General features: G+C 68.4%; 26 protein-coding genes. 9 read left to right on the top strand and 17 right to left on the bottom strand.

Features of this window, described 5'->3' with window-relative positions:
- Positions 1-205 (top strand): hypothetical protein (locus tag UK23_RS51760; RefSeq protein WP_231114599.1); only part of this gene is annotated, 205 nt, incomplete at its 5' end.
- Positions 206-441: 236 nt separating this feature from the next.
- On the opposite strand, the gene UK23_RS21070 is transcribed toward UK23_RS51760, so the two are convergent.
- A complete protein-coding gene (locus tag UK23_RS21070) occupies positions 442-900 on the bottom strand; it encodes a protein-tyrosine phosphatase family protein (RefSeq protein ID WP_196777805.1) in 459 nt (152 codons plus the stop codon).
- Between the two features lie 211 nt (positions 901-1,111).
- Here UK23_RS21070 and rsmG point away from each other — a divergent pair, with 211 nt between their 5' ends.
- The 3 genes from rsmG to UK23_RS21055 all read left to right on the top strand — a co-directional run bounded on the left by rsmG (position 1,112) and on the right by UK23_RS21055 (position 3,686).
- On the top strand, positions 1,112-1,759 hold the full coding sequence (gene rsmG, locus UK23_RS21065; protein ID WP_045313292.1) for a 16S rRNA (guanine(527)-N(7))-methyltransferase RsmG: 648 nt from the start codon (positions 1,112-1,114) through the stop codon (positions 1,757-1,759).
- Positions 1,760-1,854: 95 nt separating this feature from the next.
- On the top strand, positions 1,855-2,730 hold the full coding sequence (locus tag UK23_RS21060) for a ParA family protein (protein ID WP_156213269.1): 876 nt from the start codon (positions 1,855-1,857) through the stop codon (positions 2,728-2,730).
- Positions 2,727-3,686, top strand: coding sequence for a ParB/RepB/Spo0J family partition protein (locus tag UK23_RS21055; protein ID WP_045313291.1), 960 nt, complete (start codon positions 2,727-2,729; stop codon positions 3,684-3,686). Before UK23_RS21060 ends, UK23_RS21055 begins: the two co-directional genes overlap by 4 nt.
- Before the next feature lie 85 nt (positions 3,687-3,771).
- Here the strand turns inward: UK23_RS21055 and UK23_RS21050 are convergent, their stop codons facing one another.
- The 3 genes from UK23_RS21050 to UK23_RS21040 all read right to left on the bottom strand — a co-directional run bounded on the left by UK23_RS21050 (position 3,772) and on the right by UK23_RS21040 (position 6,458).
- A complete protein-coding gene (locus UK23_RS21050) occupies positions 3,772-4,110 on the bottom strand; it encodes a hypothetical protein (protein WP_156213265.1) in 339 nt (112 codons plus the stop codon).
- A 70-nt stretch (positions 4,111-4,180) separates the two neighbouring features.
- Entirely contained in the window at positions 4,181-5,125 is a 945-nt protein-coding gene (locus tag UK23_RS21045; RefSeq protein WP_045313289.1) for a D-alanine--D-alanine ligase family protein, read from the bottom strand.
- A gap of 16 nt (positions 5,126-5,141) precedes the next feature.
- On the bottom strand, positions 5,142-6,458 hold the full coding sequence (locus UK23_RS21040; protein ID WP_045313288.1) for a PLP-dependent aminotransferase family protein: 1,317 nt from the start codon (positions 6,456-6,458) through the stop codon (positions 5,142-5,144).
- A 134-nt stretch (positions 6,459-6,592) separates the two neighbouring features.
- Between UK23_RS21040 and UK23_RS21035 the strand changes: the two genes are divergently transcribed.
- The gene (locus UK23_RS21035) at positions 6,593-7,225 is read left to right on the top strand and encodes a GNAT family N-acetyltransferase (protein WP_156213264.1); all 633 of its coding nucleotides are present in this window, start codon (positions 6,593-6,595) and stop codon (positions 7,223-7,225) included.
- Between the two features lie 48 nt (positions 7,226-7,273).
- Here the strand turns inward: UK23_RS21035 and UK23_RS21030 are convergent, their stop codons facing one another.
- The 9 genes from UK23_RS21030 to UK23_RS20990 form a co-directional block, all read right to left on the bottom strand.
- Positions 7,274-8,413: an N-acetylmuramoyl-L-alanine amidase gene (locus tag UK23_RS21030; protein ID WP_045313286.1), complete on the bottom strand. Its 1,140-nt coding sequence runs from the start codon at positions 8,411-8,413 to the stop codon at positions 7,274-7,276.
- A gap of 217 nt (positions 8,414-8,630) precedes the next feature.
- Positions 8,631-8,960, bottom strand: a complete 330-nt coding sequence (trxA, locus tag UK23_RS21025; RefSeq protein WP_045313285.1) for a thioredoxin — start codon at positions 8,958-8,960, stop codon at positions 8,631-8,633.
- A gap of 28 nt (positions 8,961-8,988) precedes the next feature.
- Positions 8,989-9,969 (bottom strand): thioredoxin-disulfide reductase, encoded by a 981-nt coding sequence (trxB, locus tag UK23_RS21020; protein WP_045313284.1) that lies wholly within the window; start codon positions 9,967-9,969, stop codon positions 8,989-8,991.
- Positions 9,970-10,050: 81 nt separating this feature from the next.
- Positions 10,051-10,788, bottom strand: coding sequence for a hypothetical protein (locus tag UK23_RS21015; RefSeq protein WP_045313283.1), 738 nt, complete (start codon positions 10,786-10,788; stop codon positions 10,051-10,053).
- Complete coding sequence (gene sigM, locus UK23_RS21010) at positions 10,785-11,402, bottom strand: RNA polymerase sigma factor SigM (protein WP_045313282.1); 618 nt, start codon at positions 11,400-11,402, stop codon at positions 10,785-10,787. Before sigM ends, UK23_RS21015 begins: the two co-directional genes overlap by 4 nt.
- Before the next feature lie 56 nt (positions 11,403-11,458).
- The gene (locus UK23_RS21005) at positions 11,459-12,985 is read right to left on the bottom strand and encodes a protein kinase family protein (protein ID WP_052684870.1); all 1,527 of its coding nucleotides are present in this window, start codon (positions 12,983-12,985) and stop codon (positions 11,459-11,461) included.
- A gap of 37 nt (positions 12,986-13,022) precedes the next feature.
- Positions 13,023-14,672 (bottom strand): murein biosynthesis integral membrane protein MurJ, encoded by a 1,650-nt coding sequence (gene murJ, locus UK23_RS21000; RefSeq protein WP_045313280.1) that lies wholly within the window; start codon positions 14,670-14,672, stop codon positions 13,023-13,025.
- Positions 14,669-16,966 carry a DUF6049 family protein gene (locus UK23_RS20995; protein WP_156213263.1) on the bottom strand — a complete coding sequence of 766 codons (2,298 nt, stop codon included), beginning with the start codon at positions 16,964-16,966 and terminating at the stop codon, positions 14,669-14,671. Before UK23_RS20995 ends, murJ begins: the two co-directional genes overlap by 4 nt.
- Positions 16,963-17,481: an NUDIX hydrolase gene (locus UK23_RS20990; protein ID WP_045313279.1), complete on the bottom strand. Its 519-nt coding sequence runs from the start codon at positions 17,479-17,481 to the stop codon at positions 16,963-16,965. Before UK23_RS20990 ends, UK23_RS20995 begins: the two co-directional genes overlap by 4 nt.
- Before the next feature lie 42 nt (positions 17,482-17,523).
- On the opposite strand from UK23_RS20990, the gene UK23_RS20985 reads away from it, so the two are divergent.
- On the top strand, positions 17,524-18,960 hold the full coding sequence (locus tag UK23_RS20985) for a CCA tRNA nucleotidyltransferase (protein ID WP_045313278.1): 1,437 nt from the start codon (positions 17,524-17,526) through the stop codon (positions 18,958-18,960).
- 85 nt (positions 18,961-19,045) lie between these two features.
- Positions 19,046-19,300 (top strand): helix-turn-helix domain-containing protein, encoded by a 255-nt coding sequence (locus UK23_RS50415; RefSeq protein ID WP_196777804.1) that lies wholly within the window; start codon positions 19,046-19,048, stop codon positions 19,298-19,300.
- Here UK23_RS50415 and UK23_RS20980 read toward each other — a convergent pair.
- On the bottom strand, positions 19,229-20,569 hold the full coding sequence (locus UK23_RS20980; RefSeq protein ID WP_082114833.1) for an MFS transporter: 1,341 nt from the start codon (positions 20,567-20,569) through the stop codon (positions 19,229-19,231). The two genes, UK23_RS50415 and UK23_RS20980, sit on opposite strands and share 72 nt — an antisense overlap.
- Before the next feature lie 237 nt (positions 20,570-20,806).
- On the opposite strand from UK23_RS20980, the gene UK23_RS20975 reads away from it, so the two are divergent.
- Positions 20,807-21,379, top strand: coding sequence for a YqgE/AlgH family protein (locus UK23_RS20975; RefSeq protein ID WP_045313277.1), 573 nt, complete (start codon positions 20,807-20,809; stop codon positions 21,377-21,379).
- 29 nt (positions 21,380-21,408) lie between these two features.
- Here UK23_RS20975 and UK23_RS20970 read toward each other — a convergent pair whose 3' ends face one another.
- Positions 21,409-21,813, bottom strand: a complete 405-nt coding sequence (locus tag UK23_RS20970) for an SdpI family protein (protein ID WP_052684865.1) — start codon at positions 21,811-21,813, stop codon at positions 21,409-21,411.
- A 250-nt stretch (positions 21,814-22,063) separates the two neighbouring features.
- Between UK23_RS20970 and leuS the strand changes: the two genes are divergently transcribed.
- Positions 22,064-24,841, top strand: coding sequence for a leucine--tRNA ligase (leuS, locus tag UK23_RS20965; protein ID WP_045313276.1), 2,778 nt, complete (start codon positions 22,064-22,066; stop codon positions 24,839-24,841).
- A 20-nt stretch (positions 24,842-24,861) separates the two neighbouring features.
- Here the strand turns inward: leuS and UK23_RS20960 are convergent, their stop codons facing one another.
- Both UK23_RS20960 and UK23_RS20955 read right to left on the bottom strand, forming a co-directional pair.
- On the bottom strand, positions 24,862-25,599 hold the full coding sequence (locus tag UK23_RS20960) for a hypothetical protein (protein ID WP_196777803.1): 738 nt from the start codon (positions 25,597-25,599) through the stop codon (positions 24,862-24,864).
- 30 nt (positions 25,600-25,629) lie between these two features.
- Positions 25,630-26,352 (bottom strand): TetR/AcrR family transcriptional regulator, encoded by a 723-nt coding sequence (locus tag UK23_RS20955; RefSeq protein WP_045313275.1) that lies wholly within the window; start codon positions 26,350-26,352, stop codon positions 25,630-25,632.
- Between the last annotated feature and the right edge of the window lie 18 nt (positions 26,353-26,370).

The following is a 26,370-nucleotide window of genomic DNA, read 5'->3' as shown; positions in this document are numbered from 1 at the left end:
GCCCGATCGCCATCGTCGCGAAGCGGCGATGACCGGCACCGGCCCGTATGCGACCTACACGCCCACCTACGCACGGCGACCGATCGCCCGCAAGGTGACCCCTCCGCTGGAACGCGACCAGCCCACGCCGCAGGACCACCCGAAGCCCCCGACCAACGGCTTCGGCCGCCGGATGGCAATCGGTGATCGACAGACCGATGCCTGACAAGTCGTGTGACGACAAGGCGGTGCCATGAGCCAGCCGGCAACAGGACGGGCGCAGGAAGCTCGCGCGCTTGCGGCTGGCGCGCTAGTAACTGCTGGCGCGTTGCCATGCGGAAGGCATCAGTCGCGGAGAGCCAGGCATACGGAGAGCCAGGCATACGGAGGGCGAGGCAGGCGGAGGGCGAGGCAGGCGAAGGCCGAGAAGCCAGCCGAAGAGCCCGCCCCCACACCGCTCCCTCACCGTTCCACGTGAAACAAACCCTCCCTCCCCCGCCACCAACCATCCAGCCACTCCTCCTGCGCCCGCGTATCCGGTACCGCAAATCCCCGAGCTGCCGCGATCAACCCCCAAGCCGCAGCCGGCTCCACCCCATCCATCCCCAACAACATCGCCGCCAACAACGACGACCGCCCGATCCCCGCCCAGCAGTGGAACACCACATGCGCCCCCTCCCGGTACAGCGCATGGAGCGGCCGAACGCACGCCGCCGCGTCAGCCACCAACGGCGCCGTCCGATCCTCGATCGGGAAGCAGACGTAGCGAAGACCGGCAGCCACCGCCACCCGCTCCTCGTCCACGAGATCGCACTCCGCCCGCTCGCTGTCGGTCTGAGCCGACACGAGGACGTCGACGCCGAGGTGACGCAGCCCGCGCATCTTGGCTTCCAGAAACGCCCCGCCGACCGGGTGAGCCATCGTGGAAACGACGCCGGGGCCCGGATGAGCGACCGTGTAGATGGTTGGACGCAACTTTCCCCCAAGTTTCACGTGAAACGGCGCTCAGGATTTGGCGGAGCGCACGGTCGATCCGTCATGATGGTGCCCTGGCATTCGCCAGCTTTTCCACCGGCCGCCGTACGTTGCAGCCGCCGCGTGGTTTCACGTGAAACGCTCACGGACGGAGAACATGGCCGGGGAGTTGCCCGACAACGCGAAGCTCGTCTTCGGTGAGCACGTTGACCGTGCTGCCGAGTTCGTCTGGCTGCTACAACAGCACGGCGTCGAGCGGGGGCTCATTGGGCCCCGCGAAGTCGAAAAGATTTGGGATCGCCACGTGCTCAACTCGGCGGTGATCGAGGAGCTGTTCGGACAGAACGAGCGCGTGGTCGACGTAGGCTCGGGTGCCGGGCTGCCGGGCGTGCCGCTGGCGATCGCTCGACCGGATCTCCGGATCACGCTGCTGGAGCCGATGGCGCGCCGCATCGCGTGGCTCGAGGAAGTGAAGGAGCGGCTGGCGCTCGACAACGTGACCGTCCTCCGCGGGCGTGCCGAAGAAGGGCCGGTGCGGAAGCAGCTCCTCAACTGCGACGTGGCCACGGCTCGTGCGGTGGCTCCGCTGGAGAAGCTGGCGAAGTGGTGCCTTCCGCTTCTCAAGGGTGGCGGGCGGATGGTGGCGCTCAAGGGTGAGCGCGCGCAGGAAGAGCTGGACCGCGATGGGACTGCCGTCCGACGCCTGGGGGGCGTGAACGGAACAGTCGTCGTCGTGGGAGCGGACGTACTTGAGGTGCCTACGACGGTGCTGATCGTCGAGCGCCAGACGAGGAAGGATCGGTGAGCGTGTACCCGGAGTTCCAGTCAGCCGATGTTCCACGTGAAACCGAGCCTCCCAAAACCAAAGCGAAGCCGACCAACAACGGAGATGACAGCGCCGTGGTGTGGACCCCGATTGCAGAAGAGGCGGCTCGTGCGGCAAGCGTGCTGCACCCCGACGAGTCACTGCTCCCCCGGCCGACTCACCGACGGGTGATCACGGTCGCGAACCAGAAGGGCGGCGTCGGCAAGACGACGAGCACGGTTAATCTCGCCGCCGCTCTCGCCATCCACGGGCTCAAGACGCTCGTGATCGACCTCGACCCGCAGGGGAACGCCAGCACGGCGCTCGCGGTTGAGCACCGCAGTGGCACGCCGAGCGTCTACGAGGTGCTCATCGGCGAGATCTCCATCGCCGAGGCGGCTCAGGTCAGCCCGACGTCCCCGAACCTGTTCTGCGTGCCCGCGACGATCGACCTCGCCGGTGCCGAGATCGAGCTCGTCTCGATGGTGGCCCGCGAGTCGCGGCTCAAGGAAGCGCTGAGCCCGGAAGCGCTCGACGCGATCAACCCCGACTACGTCTTCATCGACTGCCCGCCGAGCCTCGGCCTGCTGACCGTCAACGCGATGGTCGCCGCCCAGGAGGTGCTCATCCCGATCCAGTGCGAGTACTACGCGCTGGAGGGTCTGAGCCAGCTGCTGCGCAACATCGAGCTCGTGCAGCAGCACCTCAACCCGGACCTCGGCATCTCGACGATCCTCCTCACGATGTACGACGGTCGCACCAAGCTCGCCGACCAGGTGACCAGCGAGGTGCGCGGCCACTTCGGCGACGTCGCCCTCAAGACGGTGATTCCGCGCAGCGTGAAGGTCTCCGAGGCACCAGGATTCGGTCAGACGGTGTTGACGTACGACCCGGGCTCGCGCGGGTCGATGAGCTACCTCGACGCCGCCAAGGAGATCGCGATCCGCGGGGCCAAGGAGGAGGGCGCATGACGGAGCAGCGCAAGGGCGGACTCGGGCGCGGCCTGGCCGCTTTGATCCCGCAGGGTCCTCCGCCCGGTGCGCCCAGCACCATCCGGCCTGCCGCGGCCGGCAACGGGGCAACGAAGACCCAGGCGATCGGTGAGATCGCCGGGGCGGTCTACCGCGAGGTCGCGGTCACCGCGATCAAGACGAACCCGAAGCAGCCGCGCCAGGTGTTCGACCAGGACGCGATCGACGAGCTGTCGTTCTCCATCAAGGAGTTCGGGCTCATGCAGCCGATCGTGGTGCGTGAGCTCACCGCGGACACCTACGAGCTCGTCATGGGCGAGCGCAGGTGGCGGGCCACGCAGCAAGCCGGGCTCAAGACCATCCCGGCGATCGTGCGGCAGACCGCCGACGACGTGATGCTGCGCGACGCGCTGCTGGAGAACATCCACCGCGTCCAGCTCAACCCGCTCGAAGAAGCGGCGGCCTACCAGCAGCTGCTCGAGGAGTTCGGCGTCACGCACGAGCAGCTCGCCGACCGCATCGGCCGCAGCCGTCCCGTCGTCACGAACACGATCCGCCTTCTCAAGCTCCCCCTCCCCGTCCAGCGACGGGTCGCGGCAGGCGTGCTGAGCGCCGGCCACGCACGGGCGCTGCTCGGGCTCGACGACCCCGGCACGCAGGAAGACCTCGCGGCGAAGATCGTTGCCGAGGGCATGTCGGTCCGCGCGACCGAGGAAGCGGTGACGCTCGCCAAGAACGAGAAGCCGAAGAAGGAGAAGGCCGCTCCGCGCAAGCAGATGCACGCGCCGGGTCTGCAGGAGCTCGCCGAGCGCCTCTCGGACAACTTCGACACCCGCGTGAAGGTCGAACTCGGGCAGCGGAAGGGCCGGATCGTCGTCGAATTCGGGTCAGTTGACGATCTTGAAAGGATCATCGGACTGATGAGCCCAGAAGCGACAATTCGGGCATCGGAGTAGGCCCATAGGATCACCCACGGGCCTTATGTCACGGTGACGATGACGCCCCGCATCCGAAACGGATACGGGGCGTCACCTATTTTGATCAGCCGACGTAGATCTTCGTCAGCGTCTGATAGCCGGTGGCGACGACCTCACCGGGGCCGAAGAAGCGCCGGGTGGTCGCGCCGACCGGATCCGCAACCTCGACCCAACCGCTGTTGCGCCCCGCCTCGACACTCGACGAGCGCGGGAGGCCGACGTGGAGAGCGCCGGCGCCGCCGTAGCAGTTGATCTGCTGAGCGCCGGACGCGTCGGTCCAGTGGATCTTCACCGCGGCACTCCCGGCCGAGCAGTCGATCTGCTCAGCCGCGAACGCCGGCGCGACAACGCCGAGGGTGGCCGCGATGGCGGCCACGCCTGCGATGACCATGCGAGCTCTCATGCACTCCCCCAGAGTCAAATCATTCGGACTCAACCCAGAGTGCAGTGAGCGGCTCACTGTTTGGTCACGCTCAACGAGCGACGGCGCGCTCGATCAGGCCGGCGTAGATCTCGCCCAACGACTGCCCCGCCGCCTCGACCGCCATCGGCAGAAGCGACGTCTCGGTGAGTCCCGGAGACACGTTCACTTCGAGGAAGTAGACTGTGCCGTCCTCAGCCACCACGGCGTCGGTCCGCGACACGTCCCGCAGCCCGAGCAACCGGTGCGCCGCCACCGCGAGCTCCCCGACCGCCTTGGCGGCGACAGCGTCCAGCCGAGCCGGCGCGTGGAAGTCCGTCAGCCCCGCCGTGTACCGAGCGGTGTAGTCGTACACCCCGGTCTCCGCGACGATCTCGACCGCGGGCAGGGAGTAAGGGCCATCAGGTCCGTCCACCACGGTCACCGCCACCTCCACCCCGGAGATGAACTGCTCGGCCAGCACGGTGTCGCCGTACGCCAGGCACCCGACCATCGCGGCCGGCAGCTCGGCGGCGTCACGCACGACCTGAGCCCCGAGCGCCGACCCGCCCTGGTCCGGCTTGAGCATCAACGGCAGCCCCAAAGTCGAGACCATCGCGTCCAGCACGGGCTGTGCGCCCAGCTCCCGGAACGTCGCGTGCGGCAGGACGACCCACTCCGGCGTCATCAGTCCGGCGCGAGCCAGTTCGGCCTTCGCGGTCGGCTTGTCCCACGCACGACGGCACGCCCGCGAGTCGGTCCCGACGTACGGCACCCCGAGCATCTCGAGGATCGCCTGCACCGACCCGTTCTCACCCTCGCCGCCGTGCAGAGCGACGACGACGGCGTCCGGGCGGGAGGACCGGAGACGCGTCAGCAACGTCGAGTCGGCGTCCCACTCCTCCACTGTCACGCCCACCGACCGCAGGGCAGCCGACAACCGGCGGCCGGAGCGGAGCGAGACCTCGCGTTCGTGGGAGAGCCCACCGGACAGCACAGCGACCATGCGGTCAGCCACAGCAAAACTCCAAGGATCAGGCGGTGTCGGGCGACGGGGTCTGCGGACCGGACAGCTGACGGCCCGGCGTCGCCCCGAACGTCGCGTGCAGCTGCATCTCTTCCTCGATGACGTTCGCCAGGCGGCGGACGCCCTCCCGGATGCGCTCCGGCGTCGGGTAGCAGTACGAGATCCGCAGCTGGCGGGAACCGAAGCCGTCCGCGTAGAAACCGGTGCCCGACGCGTACGCCACACGGGCGGTCACGGCGCGGGGCAGCATCGCCTTCGTGTCGATGCCCTCCGGCACCGTCACCCAGACGTAGAAGCCGCCGTTCGGAATGTTCCACGTGGAACCTTGCGGCATGTGCTGCTCGAGCGCCGACACCGCCGCGTCCCGGCGTTCCCGGTACGCCTCTCGGTAGGTCTTGATCTGACCTTTCCAGTCCTGCGTCGAGAGGTACCGCGAGACGATCATCTGGTTCAGCGTCGGCGGGCACAGAGTGGCGGACTCGGCCGCCAGCACCAGCTTCTCGCGCACCGCGTGCGGTGCCAGCACCCAGCCGACCCGCAGTCCGGCCGCGAACGTCTTCGAGAACGACCCGAGGTACACGACGTTGTCCGGGTCCATCGACCGCAGAGCCGGGTACGTCTGACCGTCGAACCCCAGCAGGCCGTACGGGTTGTCCTCGACGACCAGAACGCCGTACGAACGACAGATCTCCAGGATCTCGGCGCGCCGCGACACCGCCAGCGTCACGCCGGCCGGGTTGTGGAAATTCGGGATCGTGTAGAGGAACTTGACCCGCTGACCAGCGCGTTTACAAGCCTCGAGAGCCTCTCGCAGCAACGACGGCACGAGCCCGTCAGCGTCCATCGCCACGTGGACGACATGCGCCTGGTACGCCGTGAACGACCCGAGAGCGCCGACGTATGAAGGCCCCTCCGCGATCACCACGTCACCGGGGTCGCAGAAGATCCGGGTGACCATGTCGAGGCCCATCTGCGAGCCGACGGTCACCACCACGTCGTCCGGGTGCCCGTTGATGCCTTCCATCGCCATCACGTCGCAGATCTGCTCGCGCAGCAGCGGAACACCGTGCGCCGAGCCGTACTGCAACGCCACCAGGCCCTCGGTGGCGACGAGCTGACCGATCTCCGCGGACAACGACTCCAGGGGCAGCGCGGCCAGGTGCGGCATGCCGCCGGCCAGCGATACGACCTCAGGACGGGACGCGACTGCGAAAAGTGCCCGGATCTCCGATGCCGTCATCCCTGCCGTGCGCGCTGCGTAGCGGCGGAGGTGGGGGTCGAGGCTTCTGGGGCCCTGCTTGGCGGGCTGTCCGGGCACAGTCATGTGGGACTCCTGTATGGGAAATGTCCCGAGCGAGTGTAACCGTCGTCCCGTTCAGGGCACGTACCTTCCCGGTTCCGTCACATTCGCCTACCCTCGTACGGGTCTACTGTGCGTGTTTAGGGGTGGAGGTCGGGGTGTCGCGACGCGTTGTGGGCGTCACGCTGGACAACCTGGAGCATCTCTCCAAGCACAGCAGGACGTGCGTGTTCTGGGAACTGGCGCCTCACCTGCGAGAACAGGCCGAGGAGTACGGCGACACCGAGTTCGAGAAGGAAGCCTGGGTCTCCAGCGTCCTGCTCGAATGGGGGTCGTGCGGCCGCCTCATCTACTGCGACGGGATTCCCGCTGGTTCGGTGTTCTACGCACCGCCCGCCGCCGTTCCGCGCAGTGCCGCCTTCCCCACGTCCCCGGTGAGCCCGGACGCGGTCCTCATGACGTCGCTGGACGTTCTTCCCGAGTTCCGAGGGGGAGGACTCGCGCGAGTGCTCGTGCAGGCCGTGGCGAAGGATCTGACGCGTCGTGGCGTGAAGGCCATCGAGGCGTTCGGCGACATGCGGCCGGACGACGAAGAGCCGAGTTGCGTCACACCCGCCGACTTCCTCACGAGCGTCGGCTTCAAGACCGTGCGGCCGCACCCGCGCTGGCCCCGGTTGCGCATGGAACTCCGCAGCTCCATCACGTGGAAGGAAGACGTCGAGGCCGCCCTCGAACGCCTCCTCAACAGCGTCACCGTCTCGACCGCGGAACCGAGCTTCCGCCCCGTCTGAGCAGCAAAAAGGCCCCCTCGCGAGAGGGGGCCTTTTTCGTGGAACGGGTCAGCTCTTCGACATCTCGTAGCGCAGCAGGTCGTTGAACGTGAACGTGCCCGTCGGCTGGTCGTCCTTGCCCAGCAGGTAGAGGCGCTTCACGGCGACGAGGATGCCCTCGGCCACGATGTCGCGGAAACCAGGCGTGGCCAGCCGCGCGCGGTCCTCGGCATTCGTCAGGTAGCCCACCTCGACGCGGACGGCCGTGCAGCGGGTGAGCCGCAGCAGGTCCCACGTCTTCGGGTGCGAGCCGCAGTTCCGCATCGACGTGCGGGCGGCGACCTCGCGCTGGATGAACCCGGCGAGCGCCTCACCCACGGTCGACGACGTGCCGTTGCCCGTGCCGTAGTGGAACGTGGCCACGCCCTGCGCGTGTGGCGAGGAGTTGCCGTCGGCGTGCAGCGACAGGATCAGGTCGGCGCCGGCCTCGTTCGCGAACCGGGCGCGCTCCGCCTCGTCCGGGCAGTTCGCCGGACCGCGCGTGAGCAGCGCCTCCATGCCGGTGGCGGCCATCTTGCCCTCGAGCCGCCTGGCCAGGTCCAGCATCAGGTCGGCCTCGGACACGCCGTCGACGACCACACCGCGGTCCTGCCCGCCGTGGCCTGGGTCGATGACGATCCGCTTGCCGGACAGGCGCGACCCCGCGCTGCGGACCCGCTCCTGCTCGCGCAGCAGCACCGGACGGCCACCGCGGACCTTCGGCTGCAGCTGGCGCAACGCGCGCACGGTGTCGGGACCGCACATGCCGTCCACGATCAGGCCGTAGTCGCGCTGGAAGTTCTTCAGCGCCTGCTCGGTCTGCTGGCCGAACACGCCGTTCGCACGGCCCGCGTCGTAGCCCAGCTCCAGCAGGCGTTCCTGCAACATCAGCACGTCGTCGCCGGTCGTCGGCTGCGACATCAGGTACGCCAGCGGGCGGTCGCCGAGTGAGAACGTCGCGTCGCGCAACGCGCGGTAGGTCGCCGGGCCGACGATGCCGTCGATGATCAGCCCCCGCTGCTGTTGAAACGCGCGCACGGCGTGCTCGACCTGCTGGTCGAACACCGGCGGCGCCTGGGGGTCGGCCGGCGGAAGCATTCCGAGCCTGGTCAGGGTCGACCGGATCTCGGCAACATCACTTCCGACGTCCCCGCGGCGGAGCAGCTGCATGCACCCTCGCTCGACTAGGGCGCCGAACTTGGTCGGCGCGTCAGTTGGGAAGTCCTCATTGTGCCCTGCTCCGCAGAGTGATCGATGCAGGGCTACTCACAGTCGTTCCGAGATCACGTCCCGGTACGAAACGAACGTGACCCGCCCGTCTTATCGATAGACGGGCGGGTCACGTTGCGCGTTGCACTCGACTTGTTAGCCGTTACAACTTTCTAGGTCACGCAAGAACGTCCTGCAGGTCGTTGAGCAGCGCGGCCTTGGGCTTCGCGCCGACGATCTGCTTCACCGGACGGCCGCCCTGGAACAGGATCAGCGTCGGCACGGACATGATCTGGTAGTCGCGGGCGATCGCCGGGTTCGCGTCGATGTCGACCTTGGCGATGGTGAGCTTCTCGCCGTGCTCGGCGGCGATCTCCTCCAGCACCGGCGCAACCATCTTGCACGGGCCGCACCAGGTCGCCCAGAAGTCGACCAGCACGGGCTTCTCGCTGGTCAGCACGTCGTCCGCGAACGACTTGTCGGTCACCGTGACGGTGGCGCCTGCCATGTTCTCTCCCTAAAAACGTGAAGAAATTTCAGATGCTCTTGCCGTAGCCGCCGCCGACAGCCTCGGCGGCGATCTCGGCGTGCTCTTCGCCGTGCTCGGCGAGCCACCGTTCCGCGTCGATCGCGGCGCTGCAACCGGAGCCGGCGGCGGTGATGGCCTGGCGGTATTCGTGGTCGACGAGGTCGCCGGCCGCGAACACGCCGTCCAAGTTCGTGTACGAGGACTTGTCCTTCGTCAGGACGTAACCCTCCGCGTCCAGGTCGACCTGGCCCTTGACCAGCGCCGAGCGCGGGTCGTGGCCGATCGCCAGGAAGAAGCCGGTGACGGGCAGTTCGGACTCGGCGCCGGTCTGCGTGTCCTTGATCTTGATCGAGGACACGGTGCCGTCACCCAGCACGTCGGTGACCTGCGTGTTCAGCTGCCACTTGATCTTCTCGTTGGCGCGGGCGCGCTCGAGCATGACCTTGGAGGCGCGGAACTCCTCACGGCGGTGGATGACCGTGACCGACTTGGCGAAGCGGGTGAGGAACGTCGCCTCCTCCATCGCCGTGTCACCGCCACCGACGACCGCGATGTCGTGGTCGCGGAAGAAGAAGCCGTCGCACGTCGCACAGGCCGACACACCGCGGCCGAGCAGCTCCTGCTCGCCGGGGATGTTCAGGTAGCGGGCCGCGGCACCCATCGCGAGGATGACGGCCTTGGCCTCGTACTCGACGCCGTTCGCGACGACCTTCTTGATCTCACCGGTCAGCTCGACCGACTCGACGTCCTCGGCACGCAGTTCGGCGCCGAAGCGCTGCGCCTGCTCGCGCATCTGCTCCATGAGCTCGGGGCCCATGATGCCGTCGCGGAAGCCGGGGTAGTTCTCCACCTCGGTCGTCGTCATGAGGGCGCCGCCGTACTGCGAACCCTCGAAGACCAGGGGCTCCAGCTGCGCGCGTGCCGCGTAGACCGCCGCGGTGTAGCCCGCCGGTCCCGATCCAATGATGATCACGTTGCGCACGCTCACGGCTCTGCAACTCCTCGATCTCGTCGTCTGACTGGCTCAACGGATCGTAGGTGCAGCTAATTCCGTGACTTGAACGACTACCTAGCGGCCGATCGTCGTGTTCGCGAGAACGCCTTCCGGCTTGTCCGGTCCGCAGGTCTTCGGATCCAGCACGACCAGGCGGTACTGGCCCAGACCGGCGGGCAGGATCGCCATCACGGCGTCCTTGCCGTCCAGCGTGATCGGGCTGATGCCGAGCGGGTTGCCGGAACTGGTGATGCCGCCGCCCTTGAGGCAGCCGGCCAGGCGGTCCGGGGTCTCCAGCGGGCCGAAGTTCTGGGCTTTGAGCACGTCACCGACCGCGGAGCCGAGCTGGTCGCTCTTCAGCGCGAGCGGCGGGGCGGCGTTCTGGGACGAGGTCGTCGGAGCGGGCTTGGCCTGGTTCGAGGGCTGCTGCCCGCCAGGGGAAACGGCAAGCACGATGCCGAACGCCGCGGCGGCCGCGACCAGCACGCCCGCCCCACCGAGGCCGAGCCTGCGGTTGCGGCGTTTGCGGGCGTCGTTGAGCGACACGACCGGTGCGATGCCGGGACGAGCCTCCGCGGCCAGCGCCGCGTCGATCCGTGCCGCCACGTGGTCGGGCATGGGGATCGGCGGCAACGCCTGCAGGTCCTCCAGCGTGGCGTCCAGCGCCTGCAGGATCTCCCTGGCGTCAGGGTCCGCCTCGACCCTCGGGCGCAGCTGTGCGGCGACCTCAGGGGGCAGCACGCCCGCGTGCAGATCCGCGATGAGGTCTACCGACCACGGCGGACCCATCGGCACGCGCTCCATGCCGGTCATCGGCCCTCCCACTGACGTTGCTCTTGCACATTCACACCGTCAGCTGGGACGTTCGCATCTGCGATTCGGTTCCTGAGGTGCCCGAGAACTTTGGCGAGCTTGGCGCGACCCCGCGCACACCTGCTCTTGACCGTGCCTTCCGCGATGCCCAGGAGCTGCGCCGTTTCGGCGACCGAGTACCCCTCGACGTCCACGAGCACGATGGGCGCCCGCTGCTCCTCCGGCAGCTCCATCAGCGCTGCCTGCACCATGAGGCTGGTCTCGCGGTCGCTCATCGCGTCACGGGGCGCGACGGGCTCGCCGGGACCGGCCTCGGGCAGGGGCACTGTCGGTCTTGTTTGTCGTCGTCTCATCCGGTCGAGGCACGCGTTGACCACGATCCGGTGAAGCCAGGTGGTGACCTGTGACTCCGCGCGGAACGACGAGGCGGCGCGGAAGGCCGAGATGAACGCCTCCTGCAGCGCGTCCGCGGCTTCCTCTGGGTCGCGCAGCGTGCGCAACGCCACCGCCCACATCCGGTCGCGGTGCCGTTTGACCAGCTCCGAGAACGCGTACGGGTCACCTGCGGCGTGGGCCGAGATGAGATCGGCGTCCGAGCTGGCTGCGGCGGTCACGGCAAGCACTTTAGCGAGGCTGATCACAGATCATCCGGTCGGGACCACGCGTGCGGTTACTGGGCGCGGGTGTAGAGGATCTCGCGGATTTCCGACTGGTTCTTGCCGCCGCCCGAGTTGGTCAGCTGCGTGATCCAGATCAGCACGTGACCGGTCGGTTCGTGCTCGTTGAGCTGGATCTGCGTCTGGCCGTCCGACAGCTCCGCGACGCCGATCCTCTTGGTCTCCTCGAGCGGCGCGTCCAGCGCGGACGCCACCCGGATCTCGACGCGAGTGCCCTTGCTGGGCGAGGTGATCGTGATCGACGCCAGCCGCACCGGCTCCGCGAACGACGCCATCAGGCCGATGCCCGGCTTCAGGGTCGGGAACGGCTGGAAGTAGTTGTCGGTGCGCCAGAACGTGCTCGCGTTGTTGTCGACCGCGCGGCTCGCCTGGTTCGCGTTGTCCGGCTGGTTCGTCACGTCGTAGACGCCGATCCGGCCCGGCTGCACAGGTCCCGCGGGCGAGGCCGCGGGTGCGCTCTGCCCGTTCGAACCAGGCTGGTTGATCACCACGGTCGGGCCGCCGCCGCGCGAGGGCTCGTCGCTGAAGAACCCGACGATCTGCACGCTCAGCCACACGATCACGGTCAGCGTGGCCAGCGCGAGCACGCCGACGCTGATCCACAGCTTCTTCTTCTGCTGCTTGTCCTGCCTCGGCCGCTGCGTCGTCCACACCACGGCGTCGTCATCGTCATCACGAGAGCGGGACGACGACACGGGCGAGATGAGCGAGGTCTCGGCTTCCTCGGCCGCGATCTGGTCGAGGACCTGCAGGATCGCGGCGGACGTGCGGATGCCGCCGACCGACGTGTCCTCCAGCGACCGCACCGCGACGGACGACAGCTCGTGCGGCAGGTACGGGTGCAACGCGTTCGGCGCCACCACGGAGCCGTCCGGCCCGGTCGGCGCGACGGGCACGCTGCTGGGGCCGCCCGGCAGCGCCCACCGGCCGGTGAGCAGCAGGTACAGGATCGCGCCCAGGCCCTTGACGTCGTCGCGCGCGATCGCGTCCGGCCGAGGACCGGGGAACGCGAGGCGCAGCCGGCCGTCCGAGGTGACCCGGATGCGCTGCGGGTGGTCGGCGCCCAGCACGAGACCGGCGTGGTGCGCGCCCTCGATGGCGGCGCCCAGCGGTTCGAGCAGGCGGGTCGCGGCGCCGGCGGGCAGCGGGCCCTCCGCGATCAGGTCCATCAGGTCCGTGCCCTGGGTCCACTCGGCGATGACCATGCCGAGGATGCCCTCGTCCGGCCGGATTCCGGTGCCGGGCGTCAGGACGTCGATGACCCTGGAGACGCCGGGGTGCGTGAACGAGGCCGCGTGCATCGCGCGTTCGACCGTCCGGCGGGCACGGGCGGCGGCGTCGTTGTCCGCCAGATCGCCCAGCAGCACCGTCAGCGCCACGTCCCGGTTGAGCTGACCGTCCCTGGCGCGCCACAGTTCCGCGCGGGACCTGTCGTCGGCGCCGGACTTCGCGAGCAGCCGGTACCGGCCGTTGCCGATGACGCCACCGGGGACCAGGGCGGCGCTAACTCCGCTACTCACAGGCACGAGGGTACGGGACGACGCTCGCGGCCCGGCGTCACCGCCGCCGCACCAAACGGTTGATCTTGTCGATGGCCGGCTTCATCTCGGGTACCCGGAACGCCGCCAAAAGGCCGAACGCGAGTGGCAGACCGATCAACGTCACCACAACGACCTCGACCCAACTGGCTACATGCACGTCCGAGATTCCGAACCCGTTCTGGATCAGCCAGTTGACGCCCTTGGCCACCGCGAACGCCAGCGAGGACGCCACCACGGTCAGACAGACCGTCCAGATCGTGAAGCCCGTCCGCAGCCGGCCGAGCCGGATCCGCAGCCAAACCTGACCAACCACCGCGCCGAAGACGAAGCTGAGCGACATCGCGAGAGACACGCCGACAGCGAGCTGGGTGGCGTCACCCGGCTCGGCCACCGCGAGGAACAGGTACAGCAGACCGATGCGGACCGCGACCATCATCGCCTGGATGTACGTAGGCGTGCGGGCGTCCTTCATCGCGTAGAAGACGCGCAGCTGCAGCAGCGTGACCGCGTACGGGACGAGGCTGAACGCCGAGAGCGAGAGCGCCAGGCCGATCCGGGTACCGGTCACGACCCCCGCCTCGCCGTACGCGAAGGCGGCGAGACCGATGGACACACCGGAGACCGTCATCAGCGCGCTGAACGGCATCAGCAGGATCGACGACATGCGGTTGCCGAACAGCAGGTCGCGAACGATCGAGTCGTTGTCGTTGTGCGCGGCCGCCCGGCTCATCTTCGGCATCAGCGCGGTCAGCAGCGAGACACCCAGCACGCCGTAGGGCACCTGGGCGATCAGCCACTGGTAGTTGAACGCCGTCAGGGTGCCCTTGGCGTTCGTCGCGACGTTCGTCAGCACCGTCATGCTCGCCAGGCCGAGCCCGACGTACAGCAGCACCCAGAACGCGAGGTTGCCGAACTCCGACAGCCGCGAGTCCCAGCCGAACCGCCACTTGAAGTGGAAACCCGTCTTCTTCAGCGCCGGGACCAGCACGGATGCCTGCACGGCGACGCCGAGCGCGGTGCCGAGACCGAGCACCAGCAGGTGCACGTCGGTCATCCGGACCGGGTTGAGCGTCATTTCGCCGGGCAGCATCGCGTAAACGGCCAGCACGACGATCACGACGAGGTTGTTCAGCACCGGCGCCCACGTCGGGATGCCGAACACGTGCCGTGCGTTCAACACGGCGCTGAGAAGTGCTGTCAAGCCGTAGAACACGATGCCGGGAAGCACCAGGTACGCGAACGCCGTGACCAGCGGGGCGTTCGCGGTCGGCGAGTCGGAGATGTAGACGTCCGTGAGCAGCGGCGCGCAGACCATCGCGAGGACCGTGCCGATACCGAGGATCAGCGTGCCCATGGTGATCAGCCACTGTGCGTACGACTCACCGCCGTCACCGTCCTCCTTCTCGGCGCGGACCAGCAGCGGGATCGCCACGCTGGTCAGCACGCCGCCGAGGAGCAGCTCGTTGATCATGGTGGGCAGCGTCGATGCCGCCTGGTAAGAGTCACCAAGCGTCTCACCGCCGATGACGGCGACCAGGAGCACCTTCGACAGCAGCCCGGTGGCCCGGCTGACGATCGTCGCGATCGCCATCGAGCCGCTGGCTTTCGCGACCGACGGTGCTTGCTTCTGCTGCTCTGGCTCGGTGGTCGTGGCTGTCTCGCTCACGCGCTCGACTTCTCCGGTGTGACGTTCTCGATGGACGGTGCGCCGCCGTTCTCGCCGTTGCGAGCGCGAACCCGCTTGTAGATGCGTCGTCCGGAGAGCAGGACGAGCGCGATCGCGGCGATCACGGTGACGATCACCGTGATGGTGCCGTAGGCGGACGACGACACCTCCAGCTTGACAGTGTCACCGAGAGCGACGCCCTCGGGAGTGGTCAGCCGGACGTTGACGGGGAACCGGCCGGACCGCAGCACCTCGACCGGCACCCGCACGACGCGCTCGCCGCGGGCGGGAAGTACCTGGTCAGCGAGGTCGAGCTTGCGGATTCCCGGCGTGTCGGCCAGCACGATCCGCACGGTGACGCGGACGTCGAGCTTGTTCGTGATCGTCACTGGAATGGGACTGTCGCCGGAGCCGAGCAGGATCGGGCTCGCGGGCGGCGTCACGCCGACCATGCCGGTCAGCGAGTTCAGCTCGTCCTGGCTGATGTACGCGGCGGACCGCGCGCCCTCCTCGTTCTGCCGCCACGCACCGGACATCGCGCGCAGCAGGCCGAGCCACAACGGGTCGGCCAGGTCGGCGGGAGCGGTGTGCTCCTTGTCCTCCTGCTGCATGGACGCGACCAGGCCGCCGAGCTCGAGGCTCTGCTTGGTCACCTCGTCGGAGATCGTGGTCGAGACCTCGCGCGCGCCGGCCTCCGGCGGGTAGGAGACCTTGGCGTTCGTCGTCGCCGGGGTGGCGGTGGTCAGCTCCTCGAGACCGGTCTGGGTCGCGTAGCCGCTGCCGAGCAGCTTCTGGGCGGCGCTCAGGAACTCGGTCATCTCCGCGAGCGGCGCGTTCCACCGGCGCGGCGGCGTGACCAGCACGTTCCGCCCGTCGCCCTGCCAGCCGGCGCGGAACACCAGCACGGACAGCGCGTTCTGCACGGACACCGGCTGGCTCTCGACCGGCGTGGTGACTCCGGAGAGCGTGCGCGGCTTGGAGGCACTGCCCTGCAGCGCGTCCGAGACCATCGAGTCGATCTTCACGGCGGTCACCGGGTGCTTGCCGCCGATGCCGACCGGAGCCGTGCCCGGCGCGTCGGCCAGGCCGGTCGGGTCGAGCAGGACCGACTTCATACCGGTGTACTTCTGGTCGGGCTGCGGCGTGACCAGCTCGTCGAACGTCGACTGGTCCAGCACGCCGTCCTCTGGCCACACGAAGTCCGGCAGCGGCTGCACACCGAGGATCTGCTGGATCAGCTTCGAGCCGTCGTTCAGCGCGAGCGTCCGCATGTTCGGGAGCTTCGCCCTGTTCAACGCCACGAGGTCGGCGTCGGCGTACGGCAGCGCGACGACGCAACGGCCCGTGACGGCGAGCTTGAGCCGGTCGAGCCACAGCTTCGCCTCGGCCTTGCCCTTGCCCTCGATGCCGCCGCGGATCTTGTAGCCGGTGCTCATCGCCTGGATCGTGCGCAGCAGGTCCGGGTCGATCGCGAGGCACATCGAGGTGCTCATCGCCGGGATCGCCTGCTCGTAGGCCTGCAGCAGGCCGTACAGCCGCCCGGTGGCCGAGAGCGACGCCGCGAGGTCGTCGTCGACCAGCTCGGACTCGCCCTCGCCACCGGTCCTGACCAGCCGCGGCCGGTCCGCGATGGGCCACAGGACGGTCAGCTTGCTCGGTGCGCCCGGCCTGCCCTTGGTCTCGCCGCCGGGCACTCCCAGCACGGGCAGCAGCGTCGAGAGGGCCGCGAGCCGCGCCTGGCCGCCGTAGTCCGGCCGGCCGTTGATGTTGGCGAGGATCGGGTAGATGCCGGGCTGGTCGATCGCGAGCGACGTCGGCTCGGTGCCGCGCAACGGCACCTCGAGCGTGAAGTCCTTCTGCTGACCGGCCTCGAGCTCGTCCGCGACCTTGGTGAAGTTCGGCTGGACGAACTCGGCCGCGGCAGGCTCCCGCAACGCCTTGCGCAGGTCGTCCTCGGTGTCGAGCGACTCGCCGCGCTCCAGGCGCAGCACGATGTCGGACACCTTGCGGTCACCGACGTTGACGATCTTGCCGGTGATCTTGACCGTGCCCGGCGAGTCGCTCGTGACGAACCGGGGGGTGAGCTGGGCGATGTCGAGCCGCAGGAACTGCGGCTGCGGCTGGCCCGGCTGGGCGGCGAGGGTTCTGGTCGCCCACACCTGGGGACCGTCGGGCAGGAACGGCAGCGCGTCGGTCTGGTCCGGCTGGGACTGCTCCACGGCGCCCGCGAGCGGCGTGGCTGTCACCAGGAACGCGGCGACGGCGGCTGTGCAGACGAGCTTCCTCACGCTCACGCCGACTCAGCCCCGTCCCGGCAGCGGTCGGCGAGCAGTTCGGCGGCTCGGCGGACCAGACGGCGCTCATCGGCATACGCGAGTCGCTCGTCCAGCTCGCCGAGTGGCACCCACGCCACCTCGGTGACCTCCACGTCTTCGTCGGAAAGCTCTCCCCCCAGCGCTTCGAGGAGGAAGTGGTGAACCGTCTTGTGCACCCGGCGGTCGTCAGCGACGAACCAGTAGTCGATCGACCCCAACGGGCGAAGCACCCTGCTATGAATACCGGTCTCCTCGGCGACCTCGCGCACCGCGGTCTGTTCCGCGGTCTCGCCGGCCTCGATGTGACCCTTCGGCAAAGACCACAGCAACCGGCCACGCCGGTCAAGTCTGCCGATCACCGCGGCCCGCTGCTCACCGTCGAGCACCAGGCCACCAGCCGACGTCTCGTCGACGGTTTTGAGCCTGCGGCCCCTGCGCCTCTTCCGGCGGCCCGGCTTGGGACCTCCTCCGGATCTTGCGGCTGACGGGGGCATACGGCCGATCGTACTTACGAACCTTAAGTACGCTGGTTTCTCGTGTCTCGATCGCTCCAGCAGAATGCGGTGGTGGAAGAGCCCACCATCACTCCAGTCGTCGCCGAGCTCGCCGCTCGGTTCGCCGCCGAGGGCAAGCGCCTCTACCTCGTGGGCGGCAGTGTGCGCGACGCCGTGCTGGGGCGCCCGACGAACGACTTCGACTTCACCACCGACGCGCGTCCCGCGGAGATCCAGAAGCTGCTCAGCGGCTGGTCGGACGCCCAGTGGGACACCGGCATCGCGTTCGGCACGGTCGGCGCCTCGAAGAAGGGCGAGATCATCGAGATCACGACCTTCCGCGCGGACGTCTACGACGGCGTCACCCGCAACCCGGAGGTGACCTTCGGCGACAGCATCGACGGCGACCTGGTCCGGCGCGACTTCACGGTCAACGCCATGGCGTTCGACGTCGTGGCCCGCGAGTTCGTCGACCCGACCGGAGGCCTCCAGGCCGCGCGGGACGGCGTGCTGGACACACCGGCGACCCCGCAGGAGTCGTTCGGCGACGACCCGTTGCGGATGCTGCGCGCTGCCCGGTTCGTCTCCCAGCTCGGCTTCACCGCGGCGCCTCGGGTGATCGAGGCGATGCGGTCGATGGCAGGCGAACTCGCCCGCATCACGCCGGAGCGAGTGCAGGTGGAGCTCTCGAAGCTCCTGTGCGGGGCGCACCCCCGCCGCGGCATCGAGCTCATGGTGGAGACCGGGCTGGCCGACATCGTGTTGCCCGAGCTCACGGCCATGAAGCTGGAGATCGACGAACATCATCAACACAAGGACGTCTTCCACCACTCGCTGGTTGTGCTCGAGCAGGCAATTGATCTTGAAGATGTTGATCAATCACCCGATCTGGTGCTGAGGATCGCGGCGCTGCTGCACGACATCGGCAAGCCGGCCACCCGGAAGTTCGAGGCCGGCGGCGGTGTCTCGTTCCACCACCACGAGGTCGTGGGCGCGAAGATGGTCCGCAAGCGCTTGCGGGCGTTGCGGTACTCGAAGGAGATCACCGAGGACGTCGCCAAGCTCGTCTACCTGCATTTGAGGTTCCACGGCTACGGCAACGGCGAGTGGACCGACTCGGCCGTGCGCCGGTACGTGACGGACGCGGGTGACCTGCTGACGCGGTTGCACAAGCTCGTCCGCGCCGACTGCACGACCCGCAACAAGCGCAAGGCGAACCTGCTGAAGCGGACCTACGACTCTCTCGAGGAACGCATCGCGCGCATCGCGGCCGAGGAAGACCTCGCGCGCGTGCGGCCGGACCTCGACGGCAACGAGATCATGAAGATGCTGGGCCTGCCACCTGGTCCGCAGGTCGGTGCGGCGTGGAAGTTCCTCAAGGAACTGCGGCTCGACCGCGGGCCGCTGGACCGCGACGAGGCCGAGGCCGCTCTCCTCGACTGGGCGCGTGAACAGGGCATCACTCCGCCATCTGCGTGACGCATGGTGAGCGAATGAAATCCCCGCGTTAGCGAACTGACAGCGCGGGGCTGCACCATGGGCAGTGCTCATGGGGGTGATGCAGATGTTCACTTGGGGACTCTCCGCAGGTCCGGACGTGCGCGACCTGGAAGTGCTGACCGACGACCAACGGGCGGTGCTGCGGTGTCTCGCGCGTGGTCACGCCGACCACGAGATCGCGCGGGTGCTCGGCATCGGGCAGCAGCAGGTGGCCGCCGAGGTGGCCGACATCCTCCGGCGCCTGGATCTACCCGATCGGGTGGCTGCCGTCGTCTTCGCGCACGAGGCCGGGATGTTGCACCTGCCGTTTCCGCGGTAGCAGGGACAGGTAGGCGCCCAGCCCGATCAGGTAGAGGCCGGCGGCGGTGAGCAGGAGACCGGGCGAACGCCCGTCCAGGGGGACCACCGTCGCCGTGATGGACACCGCGGTGACCTGAGCGACGTTGAAAAGCGTGTCGTAGAGGGAGAAGACCCGGCCGCGCACTTCGTCACCGACGTCGTGCTGCACCGCGGTGTCCACGCACAGCTTGACGATCTGACCGGCGAAGATGACCACGAACCCGGCCGCGAGGATGGTCGGCAGCGTCATCGGCAGCCCGAGCCCGATCTGGGCGGCGGCCGTGAGCAGCAGCGCGCCGCAGATCGTGGTCTTCACGCCGAACCTGTCGACGATCCGGTCGGTGAGGATGCCGGCGAGCAGGATGCCGGCTCCGCCCGCGACGGCGATCTCGCCGAGCCCGCCGATGCCGGCCTTGAGGATGCCGACGTCGTGCAGGCTGTAGCGCATCAGCAGCAGCGTGACCATGAGGCTCACGCCGAACGCGGCGCGGTGCGCGAGCAGTGCGGCCAGCCCGGCCCGGACGCTCGGGGTGTGCCAGGTGGCCTTCGCGCCGTCCAGCAGACCTCGCGCGACGGCCTTGAAGGCGCTGTGCGGCTCGTCGACCTCGTCCGGCCCGAGCACGCCCGCCTTGAACCTGCTGGCGATGAACGCGCTGGTCAGCATGCCGATCAGCGCGATGCTGGTGGTCCACCCGGAGCCGCCGTCACCGGCACCCAGCAGCGTGCGGAACCCGATCGCACAGGCGGCACCGATCACCGCTGTGATCGCTCCCGCCGTCGTGGCCAGCGCGTTCGCCTCGACCAGATGGCTCTCGTCGACGACGTGCGGCAGCGAGGCCGACAGGCCGGAACCGACGAACCGGCCGATGCCCATGACGACGAGGGCGGAGACGTAGAGCGGCAGCCCGCTCAGCCCGGCACCGACCGCGAGAGCGGTGAACAGGACGAACGCCGCGCGTGAGACGTTCGCCACGACGATGACTTTTTTGCGGTCCCACCGGTCGAGCAGCGCACCCGCGAACGGCCCGATGAGCGAGTACGGCAGCAGGAGCACGGCGAACCCAGCAGCGATCGCCGCGGGATCGGCCTGCCGCTCTGGGTTGAAGAGAACCGCGCCCGCGAGCCCGGCCTGGAAGAGTCCGTCACCCCACTGGGACGCGAGCCGGGTGGCGAGGAGCCTGCGGTACTCGGGGATGCCGAGGAAGCGGCGTGATCCCCAGTGGTGTCTCTCCACCGCAAGCGTTGTCACCGTTGCACTCTAGGCGCGCCGGGGTGAAAACCACGAAAGCCGGACCTCTCGGTCCGGCTCCCCTGGATCGGATGCCAGGTCGCCTCACGGCGCGGTGCACTACGCGGCTCCAGCCGTACGGTATTCCGCGAAGGCGGTTGTCTGTTGAGCCCGGGGGACACAAAGACATCCGACACCTGAGTCTAACGGGGCGCGGCCCTGAGTTGTTCCGGCGATCACGGATGATTTCATGGTGACGTGCGTCCCGATGCCGAGGTCGAGCCAGGCTCCCTGTTGGTTGCCGCCCCGAGCCTGAACGACCCGAACTTCACGCGCACGGTCGTCTACATCATCGACCAACGTCCTGAGGGGACCCTCGGCGTCGTGCTGAACCGCCCGTCCGACGTGGCGGTGCACGACGTACTGCCGCCGTGGGGCCCGCACGTGACGAAGCCGCAGTGCATCTACATCGGCGGCCCGGTCGAGCAGAAGACGGCGCTGTGCCTGGCGGCCTTGAAGGCGGGCACCGACCCGTCCGCAGTGGAGGGTCTGGTCGGCGTGCAGGGCCCGGTCGCGTTGATCGACCTCGACGCCGAGCCGGAAGACCTGATGCCGCTGGTGCGCGGCCTGCGGGTGTTCGCGGGCTACTCGGGCTGGGGCGAGGGCCAGCTCGCGGGTGAGATCGAGCGCGGCGACTGGATCGTCGTGACCGGACTGGCCGACGACGTGCTCGTCGGCGCGAACGTCGACCTGTGGGGCCGGGTGCTGCGCCGGCAGGGCATGCCGCTGGCGCTGCTGTCCACCTATCCCAAGGACGTCCGCGAGAACTGAATCAGAACTGATTCACGTGAAACTTCGGTTTACAGACCGGCGAGCGGCGAGCAACCGCCACCACCGCAGGCACAGCCACCGCACCCCTTGGGCTTGACCGGCTCCGGCACCAGCGCCGCCGCCCGGCTACCGACGATGCCGCCGGCAAAGGCGATCGCGAGCGCACCCACCAGTCCGATGATCCCAGCGGTGACGGCCAGGTCGGCCATGACGAACGACATCGCGCCGGACACGATCGCGACGACGCCCGCCGCCACGTTCGGCACCCCGGCAACGCGGTTGGCCAGCGCGAACGTCTCCTCGTCGCGCAGTGCCGCCGCCGTGCGCACGCCGACGTAGCGGTTGCGGCGCAGCTTGCCCTGCAGACCCAGCAGACCGACCGCGCCGAGAGCGACGCCGAGCACACCCAGGACGACCGACAGCACGATGTTCACCCCATGAGGGTAAGACGGATCCGCGCTTCACCTCGCACTCACCCCGCTCTGGTGTGCTCAGCGCCACCGCCCCGTGCATGCCGCTTGCGGTGCGCTGATACCGTTGAGGACATGAGCACGGCCCGCCTGCTCCTTATCTAGCCGCGACGACCTGATCGCAAGACGGTCGGCGCGGCCGCCCTCCATGCCCATCTGGGCTGGGGGGTTTCGTCATGTCAGGGGCAGGAACGATGTTGAGAGGGACGTTGAGATGAGCACGGACGCGGCGGAGATCCCCGCCTACCGCTACACCGCAGAGCTGGCGAACCAGATCGAGGAGCGGTGGCAGCGGTACTGGGAGGACCACGGCACCTACCACGCGCCGAACCCCGTGGGTGCGCTCAAGGGCGACGTCCCGAACGACAAGCTGTTCGTGCAGGACATGTTCCCGTACCCGAGTGGCGCCGGCCTGCACGTCGGCCACCCGCTGGGCTTCATCGGCACGGACGTCTTCGCGCGCTACCACCGCATGAACGGCCGCAACGTCCTGCACACCATGGGCTTCGACGCGTTCGGCCTGCCCGCCGAGCAGTACGCGGTGCAGACCGGTCAGCACCCGCGCAAGACGACCGAAGCCAACATCAACACCTACCTGCGCCAGATCCGCAGGCTGGGGCTGGGCCACGACGAGCGTCGCCGCATCTCGACGATCGACCCGGGCTACTACAAGTGGACCCAGTGGATCTTCCTGCAGATCTTCAACTCCTGGTACGACGCGGACGCGAAGCGAGCCCGTCCGATCGCCGAGTTGATCTCGCAGTTCGAGTCCGGCGAACGCCCCGTCGAGGACGGTCGCAAGTGGTCTGAGCTGTCTTTTGCCGACCAGCAAAGGATCTTGGGCGAATTCCGGCTGGCCTACTTGTCGGAGGCGCCCGTCAACTGGTGCCCGGGACTGGGTACTGTGCTGGCGAACGAAGAGGTCACCGCGGACGGTCGCAGTGAGCGTGGCAACTTCCCGGTGTTCAGGAAAAACCTGCGCCAGTGGATGATGCGCATCACCGCGTACTCGGACCGGCTGATCGACGACTTGGACCGGCTGGACTGGCCGGACAAGGTCAAGGCCATGCAGCGCAACTGGATCGGGCGCTCGCACGGTGCCCGAGTCCGATTCGCGGTGGGAGACGAGAACATTGAGGTCTTCACGACCCGGCCGGACACGTTGTTCGGCGCGACCTACATGGTCCTGGCACCGGAACACGAGCTGGTGGACCAGATTGCGACGCCCGATCGCGTGGCAGACATCGCCGCGTACCGGCGCGCCGCGTCCCTGAAGTCCGAACTGGACCGTCAGGAGAACAAGGAGAAGACCGGCGTCTTCACCGGGGCGTACGCCACGAACCCGGTGAACGGCAAGGAAATCCCGGTCTACATCGCCGACTACGTGCTGATGGGCTACGGCACCGGCGCGATCATGGCCGTCCCCGGCCAGGACCAGCGCGACTGGGACTTCGCGAAGAAGTTCGACCTGCCGATCATCCGCACGGTCCAGCCGCCGGAAGGCTTCGAGGGCGACGCCTACACCGGCGACGGACCCGCCGTGAACAGCGGGTTCCTGGACGGCATGGCGATCGACGACGCCAAGAAGACGATCATCGGCTGGCTGGAGGAGAACGGCCACGGCCACGGCACGGTCCAGTTCAAGCTGCGCGACTGGCTGTTCAGCCGCCAGCGCTACTGGGGCGAGCCGTTCCCGGTCGTCTACGACGAGGCCGGCACCGCGATCCCGCTGCCGGAGTCGATGCTGCCGATCGAGCTGCCGGACGTCGACGACTACTCGCCGCGCACCTTCGACCCGGAGGACGCGGACACCGAGCCGTCGCCGCCGCTGTCGCGCGCCACTGAGTGGACGACCGTCGAGCTGGACCTGGGCGATGGCGTCAAGACCTACCGCCGTGACACGAACACGATGCCCAACTGGGCGGGTTCGTGCTGGTATCAGCTGCGCTACGTCGACCCGGCCGAGACCGAGCGGTTCGTCAACCCGGAGAACGAGAAGTACTGGCTGGGCCCGCGCACGGCCGAGCACGGCCCGACCGACCCCGGTGGCGTCGACCTGTACATCGGCGGCGTCGAGCACGCGGTCCTGCACCTGCTGTACTCGCGCTTCTGGCAGAAGGTCCTGTTCGACCTGGGCCACCTGACCGGCGACGAGCCGTACCGCCGCCTGTTCAACCAGGGCTACATCCAGGCGTACGCGTTCGTCGACGCCCGCGGCTCGTACGTGCCGGCGACCGAGGTCATCGAGGACGGCGGCAAGTACTTCTACAACGGCGAAGAGGTCTCCCGCGAGTACGGGAAGATGGGCAAGAGCCTGAAGAACGTCGTCACGCCGGACGAGATGTGCGAGAACTACGGCGCCGACACCTTCCGGTTCTACGAGATGTCCATGGGCCCGATGGACGTGTCCCGTCCGTGGGCGACCAAGGACGTCGTCGGCGCGCAACGGTTCCTGCAGCGTCTGTGGCGCAACCTGGTCGACGAGACCGACGGCTCGCTGCGCGTCGTGGACGAAGAGCCTTCGGTCGAGGCGCTGCGGCTGCTGCACAAGACGATCGCCGGCGTGCACGACGACTACGCGAACCTGCGCTACAACACGGCCGGCGCGAAGCTGATCGAGCTGAACAACTTCGTCACCAAGCACTACTCGGGCGGGACCCCTCGGGCCCTGGCCGAGCCGCTGGTGCTGATGCTGGCCCCGCAGGCGCCGCACGTGGCCGAGGAGCTGTGGACTCGGCTGGGCAACGGCGACTCGCTGGCGCACGGCCCGTTCCCCAAGGCGGACCAGCAGTACCTGGTCGAGGACACGGTCGAGTACCCGATCCAGGTCAACGGCAAGGTCCGCTCGCGGGTCGTGGTCTCGGCTGCTGCCTCGCAGGACGAGATCAAGGCCGCGGCGCTGGCCGAGGAGAAGATCGCCGAGCTGGTCGCCGGTGGCGAGCCGCGCAAGGTGATCGTGGTCCCCGGCCGCCTGGTGAACGTCGTTCTGTAGCAACGAAAGAGTCGGCGTGGCTACGGCTGCGCCGACTCTGCCTCCGGCCACGACTCGGGTGCCGGGCCGAATGCTCGTCGAGCGGCCCGGACGGCCAGGGTGGCGACGGTGGCGTTGGCGGCGCCGCCGATCACGGCACCGATGCCGAACGGGACTGCCCGGCCGAGCACGATGATCCCCTGCTTGGTGCCGTACTTGGTGACGAAGTTCTTGCCCAGGACTTTGTTGATCTGTTTCAGCGTTGCCGTGGGCACCGCGCCGACGAGCTGGCGGGCCCAGTACTGGCCGGTGCGCTCGGCGACCTTGCCGATGCTCTTGGAACCGGACTCGCCGAGCAGGATCCCGAGAACGAGAGTCCGGCGGCGTTCGATCTCGTCGAGCGGGACCCCGTGGACCTCGGCGACCGAGAGCACGTACAGGGTGCTCAGCTCGAGCGAGGACAGAGCTTCGCCCGCAGACAACGCCAGCGAGATCCCGGTACCGACACCAGGCGCGGCCGCGGCACCTCCGACCGCGGCCCCCGTGCTGGTCAGGGCACTGACGTACATCTTCTCCAGGGTGCCGATGACCTCTGCCGGCGTCGCCTCCGGGTTGCGCTGGCGAGCTCGGGCGATGTTCTTGCGCACCATCGCCGACTGCAGGCCGATGGCCTTGTCCAGCAGGTCGAGGATGGCCTGGCCCGGTCCGCCCGACGACTCCGGTTCCTCGAGGGTGGCAGGTAGATCAGCAGATGTTGCCGAGTTCTTGGCGTCGACCATGGTCCTATGTCGCGCAATACCCGATCCGCGCTACATCGCAGAGTCGTCCTCCTGGAAGCCGATGTCCGTGAGCATCTGGTCGAGCATGCTGTCGAACATCGGCTCCGGGTTGCTCACCGCGAACGGGAACCTCCCGAACACCTCCAGCGCCACGTGCCCGTACAGCCGCACCCACGACTGCACCACGTGGTAGATCTTGCCCAGGTTGAGGACGTCCTCGCCGATCTGAACCCCGTGCACCGACACCGCGTCCACCAGGACCTGTTGGAACCTCACCAGGTCCTCGTGCAGCACCTCGGGCACCTCGTCGTCCGCGTGCGTGGCGACCAGGTTCGAGGCGATCAGCTGCCCGGCCAGCTGCAGGAAGACCGAGCCGAACTGGTCGGCGCCCAGCGGGTCCCGGGGTGAGGCGAAGACCAGCGCGAACTCCTGGGGGTGGGCCAGCGCCCAGCGGCGGAAGGCTCGGCACACCGCCCTGACCTTGCATCCCACGTGGCCCGAAGGCTCCGCGGCGAGGTCCGCGTACAAGGCCGCTGCCATGTCGGCGCAGATGTCGTCGCAGAGCTGCCGCAACAGGGCGTCGTGGGAGTCGTAGTAGCGGTACAAGGCGGGTGCGGTGATGCCCAGTTCGCGTGCGATCGCACGCAGGGTCACTGCGTCGCGGCCGCGTTCCACCAAAAGGGCGCGGGCCGCCTGCCGAATCTCACGCTCGGTTTCTGCGCGGAGTCGTTCTCGGCGAGTGGCCTCGGTCATATGTCACTCCATCGGGTT

Source organism: Lentzea aerocolonigenes (assembly GCF_000955955.1).
Classification (GTDB): Bacteria; Actinomycetota; Actinomycetes; order Mycobacteriales; family Pseudonocardiaceae; genus Lentzea; species Lentzea aerocolonigenes_A.
The sequence above is the reverse complement of the archived record's forward strand: the minus strand, read 5'-3'. Positions and strand labels throughout refer to the sequence as shown.

What these genes read in the sequence shown, in the direction of transcription:
- UK23_RS20990 (WP_045313279.1), bottom strand. Translation starts at nt 17,481, where the DNA reads ATGCCCCCGTCAGCCGCAAGATCCGGAGGAGGTCCCAAGCCGGGCCGC.
- UK23_RS20960 (WP_196777803.1), bottom strand. Translation starts at nt 25,599, where the DNA reads ATGGTCGACGCCAAGAACTCGGCAACATCTGCTGATCTACCTGCCACC.
- UK23_RS21015 (WP_045313283.1), bottom strand. Translation starts at nt 10,788, where the DNA reads ATGACCGGCATGGAGCGCGTGCCGATGGGTCCGCCGTGGTCGGTAGAC.
- UK23_RS21040 (WP_045313288.1), bottom strand. Translation starts at nt 6,458, where the DNA reads ATGACTGTGCCCGGACAGCCCGCCAAGCAGGGCCCCAGAAGCCTCGAC.
- UK23_RS21030 (WP_045313286.1), bottom strand. Translation starts at nt 8,413, where the DNA reads ATGCAGCTGCTCCGCCGCGGGGACGTCGGAAGTGATGTTGCCGAGATC.
- UK23_RS21050 (WP_156213265.1), bottom strand. Translation starts at nt 4,110, where the DNA reads ATGAGAGCTCGCATGGTCATCGCAGGCGTGGCCGCCATCGCGGCCACC.
- leuS (WP_045313276.1), top strand. Translation starts at nt 22,064, where the DNA reads ATGAGCACGGACGCGGCGGAGATCCCCGCCTACCGCTACACCGCAGAG.
- UK23_RS21070 (WP_196777805.1), bottom strand. Translation starts at nt 900, where the DNA reads ATGGCTCACCCGGTCGGCGGGGCGTTTCTGGAAGCCAAGATGCGCGGG.
- UK23_RS21055 (WP_045313291.1), top strand. Translation starts at nt 2,727, where the DNA reads ATGACGGAGCAGCGCAAGGGCGGACTCGGGCGCGGCCTGGCCGCTTTG.
- UK23_RS20955 (WP_045313275.1), bottom strand. Translation starts at nt 26,352, where the DNA reads ATGACCGAGGCCACTCGCCGAGAACGACTCCGCGCAGAAACCGAGCGT.
- UK23_RS50415 (WP_196777804.1), top strand. Translation starts at nt 19,046, where the DNA reads ATGTTCACTTGGGGACTCTCCGCAGGTCCGGACGTGCGCGACCTGGAA.
- trxA (WP_045313285.1), bottom strand. Translation starts at nt 8,960, where the DNA reads ATGGCAGGCGCCACCGTCACGGTGACCGACAAGTCGTTCGCGGACGAC.
- rsmG (WP_045313292.1), top strand. Translation starts at nt 1,112, where the DNA reads ATGGCCGGGGAGTTGCCCGACAACGCGAAGCTCGTCTTCGGTGAGCAC.